At 45.6% G+C, this 5,310-nt stretch carries 5 protein-coding genes; 1 reads left to right on the forward strand and 4 read right to left on the reverse strand.

Features of this window, described 5'->3' with window-relative positions:
• Positions 1 to 338: 338 nt before the first annotated feature.
• The 3 genes from QT974_RS30630 to apcA form a co-directional block, all read right to left on the reverse strand.
• Entirely contained in the window at positions 339 to 542 is a 204-nt protein-coding gene (locus QT974_RS30630; RefSeq protein ID WP_007356911.1) for a phycobilisome linker polypeptide, read from the reverse strand.
• Between the two features lie 431 nt (positions 543 to 973).
• Positions 974 to 1,459 (reverse strand): allophycocyanin subunit beta, encoded by a 486-nt coding sequence (gene apcB / locus QT974_RS30635; protein ID WP_006634930.1) that lies wholly within the window; start codon positions 1,457 to 1,459, stop codon positions 974 to 976.
• Between the two features lie 176 nt (positions 1,460 to 1,635).
• A complete protein-coding gene (gene apcA / locus QT974_RS30640) occupies positions 1,636 to 2,121 on the reverse strand; it encodes an allophycocyanin subunit alpha (protein WP_332995046.1) in 486 nt (161 codons plus the stop codon).
• 822 nt (positions 2,122 to 2,943) lie between these two features.
• On the opposite strand from apcA, the gene QT974_RS30645 reads away from it, so the two are divergent.
• Positions 2,944 to 4,152: a hypothetical protein gene (locus QT974_RS30645; protein ID WP_333472146.1), complete on the forward strand. Its 1,209-nt coding sequence runs from the start codon at positions 2,944 to 2,946 to the stop codon at positions 4,150 to 4,152.
• A 190-nt stretch (positions 4,153 to 4,342) separates the two neighbouring features.
• Here the strand turns inward: QT974_RS30645 and QT974_RS30650 are convergent, their stop codons facing one another.
• On the reverse strand, positions 4,343 to 4,927 hold the full coding sequence (locus QT974_RS30650; RefSeq protein WP_333472147.1) for an endonuclease dU: 585 nt from the start codon (positions 4,925 to 4,927) through the stop codon (positions 4,343 to 4,345).
• Between the last annotated feature and the right edge of the window lie 383 nt (positions 4,928 to 5,310).

Below are 5,310 nucleotides of genomic sequence, written 5' to 3' on the forward strand. Positions count from 1 at the left end.
CCATAACAACTAACAACTGTCAACTGTCAACTGTCAACTGTCAACTGTCAACTGTTCGAGCAGCGATGCACCTTACCTTATATCATTTCTCTCAAATCTTGCTGCCAAATAAGTGTTGGGTTTGTTTCTACTGCTGAGAGTTTGTCCGGTATGCCGCTGAGTTGATTGTCTGTCAAATTCAGGGATTGTCAAGGGCGACGCACCCTACTACTTTCAGATTGTCGGTATTTTTTTGAGGATTTATCGCTCTTCGTCGCACCCTACAACTATAAAATCATAACAAACAAAAAAAGAGGTCGCGATCGACCTCTTGCCCTCTATCAATCCATTCTCGGATTTTAAAGTAAGCCAGTATTAGCTCCCGGCTTACCGGTAGCCAGTTGCACTTTAATAATTTTGCCGCCCATTTTCATAATTCTTTGCTGTTCCCGGAACCAGTTGTCATAGGGAACCAGCTTAGTAAAATAGGTATTTTGCAATTCGCGCTGAGTGCGGATGCGAGTTTGGCTGGGGACACAAGCAGTCACTTTAAACATTCTCATGGGAAACTAACTCCTGAGTAGGTTTACAGATTTTTAGATGGATTTTAAAAAGATTGAAGTCAGGGAGTTATGAGTCAAAACTAGCTCGTTAAAACTCGTCGGGCGTTCTCGACTGGCCTTTGACGGTCTAGCAATCACTCTCAACTTCCCTGACTTCTTTCAAAGCTAAAGGTAACAAGTCCAAAGTTAAAAGTTAAAAGTTAAAAGTTAAGAGTTAAAAGAGGCAAGAAATAAATCTTGTTCCTTCTTCCTTCTTGTGACTTCCATCGGACTGAAATCTGTTACATCCGTTACATCCGTTACATCCGTTACAGAATCCGTTGCCGAACTTTCTTCTTCCGACTTCCATGGGACTGAAATCCGTTACATCTGTTACATTTGTTACATCTGTTACAGAATCCGTTGCCGAACTTCTTCCTTCTTGCTTAGATTTAGCTCAAGCCAGAGCAGATGTAGTCGAAATAGACGCCCATTTCTTTACCAGCGTCAGAACCGACCAAACCGGCGGTGACTTCTTTCATTGCTTGGATTGCTTGTACGGTAGAACCGATGGGCACGCCCAAGGAGTTGTAGGTTTCTTTCAAACCGTTGAGCACGCGCTCGTCGAGGATGGAAGGGTCGCCAGCTAGCATGGCGTAGGTGGCGTAGCGCAGGTAGTAGTCCAAGTCGCGAATGCAAGCTGCATAACGACGAGTGGTGTACATATTGCCGCCGGGGCGAGTTACGTCTGAGTACAACAGAGACTTAGCAACTGCTTCTTTGACGATTGTGGCTGCATTGGCGCTGATGGCGGTAGCGGCGCGGACGCGCAGTTCACCAGAAGCGAAGTAGTTCTTGAGTTTGTCTAATGCGCTGATGTCCAGGTACTTACCTTGAACGTCAGAGGAATTGATTACGGCGGTAATTGCGTCTTGCATGGTTGTCTTGTTTCCTAGAAAGTGGCTGAGTCAGTCCAATTTTGGAGCGAGAATTTGAGATTTGGGATTGGGGATTTGAGATTTACAAGTAGTTGATTATCTGCAACAGCTTTTAGCTTGTTGTCAGCAACCTTCGATTGTTAAATCTAAAATCTATAATCAAAAATCAAAATTCCTTACTGCATCGCACCGATAACGTAGTCGAAGTAGGAGGAAGCTTCGGAAGCATCTTCTCCAGACAGCAACGAAGAAGCTGCATTCTTCATAGCGCGGATGCCTTCGGCAACGGCTTCAATCGGGGTTCCGAGAGATTTGTACATTTCGCGGACGCCGACAATACCGATTTCTTCGATCGGAGTAATGTCGCCAGCTACGATTCCGTAGGTGATCAAACGCAGGTAGTAGTCCAAGTCGCGCAAGCAAGTTGCGGTCATTTCTTCGCCGTAAGCGTTGCCGCCGGGAGAAACAACATCAGGGCGCTTTTGGAAAAGTTGGTCGCCTGCTGTCTTGACGATACGTTCGCGAGATTCGCTCAAAATTTGGGCGATGCGGACGCGGCGTTCACCAGAGGTGACGAAGCTCTTGATCCGGTCTAATTCGCCTGGGCTCAGGTAACGAGCTTCAGCGTCTGCGTTGACGATTGATTTGGTGACGATACTCATCTTGTGTGTACCCGCTGGATATTTTGCAATTGCGAACTGCTCCGCGTTGAACTAGCGACGGCGGGCGCTTTCATCCCGTACGTTTCGCTTCGCTGGTGGCTGGAGCTTTGACGGGGAAGGGTGGACTTTCCACAGCCTGCAACTGTTGAAGTTGTTAGCGGGTGTCTGCCTTCGTTGTTTAACGGCGCTTGTTCTTCACGCCGGTGCGGTTGTGAGTGCTCGCACTAGGCCTGTCGCTTAGAATACCACAAATGATTGATGCGATCTTTAATCTACGATCGAGATTGCAGCAGATCCTTAAGTGGCGATCGAGTGACTGTCCGGCAGTTAGTCAGGATATTGCTTCTCTGATGCAACTACCTCTCGCAAGTATTTTGAGGCATTATGTTCACATTCTGAGTGTTACCGTAATAGTTTGTAACATTCCTTTTCATTTTTGAGTTCTCGCTGGGGTCTGAACAGTTAAAAAATCTCAGTAAAAAAAATCTTAAGATTCAATTTTAGCAAGGGTTACAGCCATCAGCTATCTAAATGTTTTTCCCCTCTGTGGCGGCGCGATGCTAAAAAACTTCTGTGTCAAGCAGAGGTGCCGGAGACGGGCCAGACACAGAGGGGCGACAGGTGCGGATCGGAAATGGCGACTTTTAAGCTTGTAGCTAAATTTGACTCTCGTCCAAAAACGGACACAAGTTTCGCACAAGACGGGATGCGACCAAAATTTTAGATTAAGCTGGAAATTCCCAGACTCATCTATGGAATCAATCTAAAATCTCAAATCCCAAATCTAAAATAGCTCGACTCTCACTTCTAACCAGGTGCGCCGTGAAAAGAAATCTATCAGCCCTAAAAAAAGCTTTGCAGTTTGGGATTAGTGGTGCTGTCGGCGGTTTCGCCGGCAATCTCATCACTGAACCTTTCATGCACGATCTCAACAATTCAAAATCTGTTTTTGACAGTGTATTATCTACAAGTCGCTGGTTTGGATTGGTAGGCGGTGGCATTGCTACTGCAATTATGTTCGGCTACTATTACTATATCAAAGGCAAGCCCCAAATTAAACAATCTTTTAAAAATGGCGGATTGTTTGGTCTCATCGCCGGAGCAATTTCTGGGGCGATCGCCGAAGGTGTTTTTAGCGGGATTGGTGACGGAGAAAATGAACTATTGCGAGTGATTTGCTGGGGAATAGCTGGCAGTTTGTTAGGTCTTGGACTTTCTAAACGCATTCCCAATTTAGGAATGCTGCGCGGCGCGGGTGGCGGCGGTGTGGGTGGCGTTTTGGGCGGTTGTTTGTTTATTCTGTTTGCTTATACTTTATCGGGTACGGCTGGGCGTTTAGCTGGCTGTACTGCGATCGGCTTTTGGATTGGGATTATGCTAGTTGTGGCCGAAACTTTGTTTAACAAAGCTTGGCTGGTAATTAGTTACGATACCGGAACCAATCGCACTCTGACTATTGGTGCGGAACCGGTGACTTTTGGTAGCGATGAAAATAAGTCTATTATCTACATTCCTGATGTTTCGCCTTTGGCGATGCGGTTTCAATTGGAAGCGGGTCAAATTGTTTGCGAGAATTTTGAGAGCGGGGCTGTGAGTTATTTGCGATCGGGCGACCAAAAGAGAATCGGCAACTGTACAATTACAGTGGGAAATTCTGACTTGCCCGCTCCTGATTCTGCTCGGGTTACGCCGACTATTTTATCACAAGAATCCCCAGCCAATGCTTTTAGCAGCGGTCAATTTTTGCTGAAATTGGGAAGTCGAGTTATCCCTCTGACTGCGGGTACTCAGCTATTGACATCGGACATCCCGAGTTTGACTGCTACGGCGTCTAATGGTGTGGTGGCAGTGGTGAATTCTCGATCGCGAAACGAGTTATCCTTAGGATTGATCAATTTGAGCGATCGCTCTTGGTGGGCCACAGACAGTCAAGGCGACATGAAAATGATTGAACCTGAATGTACCGTAACTTTGGCCTTGGGAACTAAAATCGAATTTGGTGAAATTGAGGGCGAGATTGTCGCAAGCTAAATCATCTTAAATCCGTATCCCTATAGGTTCGTAGTAAGGACTTTAGTCCTCTAATAAATGATGCGGACTTGCATTCCTCACGCTCGATCCTTGTAAGGACTTTAGCCCTCTCAGAAAGGATGCGGACTTGCATTCCTCATGCTCGATCCTTTTTGATGGCGGTAAATTAAATCACAAATAATTAATAAATTCAAGCAGAACTACCGCTAACACCAGTAATCACAGCCGCACCAATCAAATGAGCCAAACGCAAAGCTTCAGGAACTTTACCAGTATCAGTCAAACGCTGGAGTACCAGTGCAATTACTTCCGGTTGCTCGCCGCATACTTGAAAAAAGAAAGGTTCAAAAGCATAAATTTTGCCAGCGCGGCGCAACAATTCTAAACGGTATTCCGAATCAGATAAATGACCGAGAGCTTTTTCAACAGCAGCTAAATCTGGTTGGCGGCGCATGACAGCAACGCAAGGAATTTGCAGCCGCGATGCTAACTTGGGTAGGTCAATAATATTGAAGCCGCCGAAAGCAATTCCGTCCAACAAAACGAGATGCAATTGCGGCAAAAATTTGCCTCCGAGCAGTAGCTGACAAATCGCATCAGTGGCATCTAATCCGTCTGGGAGGACTTGTCCCCAGACCATTCCTTCAAATCTAGTCCCCCCGCAGACTACTCCGGCGATCGACACTGGGCTGCCGCTGGTACGAGAAAACGGTGCGTCGTCAAAGCCAATAACCTTAATTGTGCGATCGAGTCTGAGCAATTCTGCTAGTTTCAAAGTAGGGACTTCCCTAAACTAAAGTTTTTGACATTAATTTGACTTTTACATATTATCATAGATGTTAAAGACTCAAACGCTAAGTAAATACTTAATTAAACGTAAAATACAGCTCCCGCTCAAGCTGACTGTTTATGTCTTCTTCTTTCTTCTTTCTTCTTTTTACCCGCTCAGCTTCGCCAAAGGGCTTCCTTCTTGTGATTAATGACTAATGACTAATGACTGATGACCAATGACTAATGACTAATGACTAATGACTAATGACCGATGCCCAATGCCCAATGCCCAATGCCCAATGCCCTGTTTGACTAATGACTAATGACTGATGACCAATAGACTTGAATTGCAAAAATCGGAAAACACCCTAAAATTATCTGCGTTTA

This window comes from Microcoleus sp. BM001215392, from assembly GCF_036700185.1.
Classification (GTDB): Bacteria; Cyanobacteriota; Cyanobacteriia; order Cyanobacteriales; family Microcoleaceae; genus Microcoleus.

Excerpts from the sequence above, each read along its gene's own strand:
- apcB (WP_006634930.1), bottom strand. The coding sequence starts at position 1,459 with ATGCAAGACGCAATTACCGCCGTAATCAATTCCTCTGACGTTCAAGGT.
- apcA (WP_332995046.1), bottom strand. The coding sequence starts at position 2,121 with ATGAGTATCGTCACCAAATCAATCGTCAACGCAGACGCTGAAGCTCGT.
- QT974_RS30630 (WP_007356911.1), bottom strand. The coding sequence starts at position 542 with ATGAGAATGTTTAAAGTGACTGCTTGTGTCCCCAGCCAAACTCGCATC.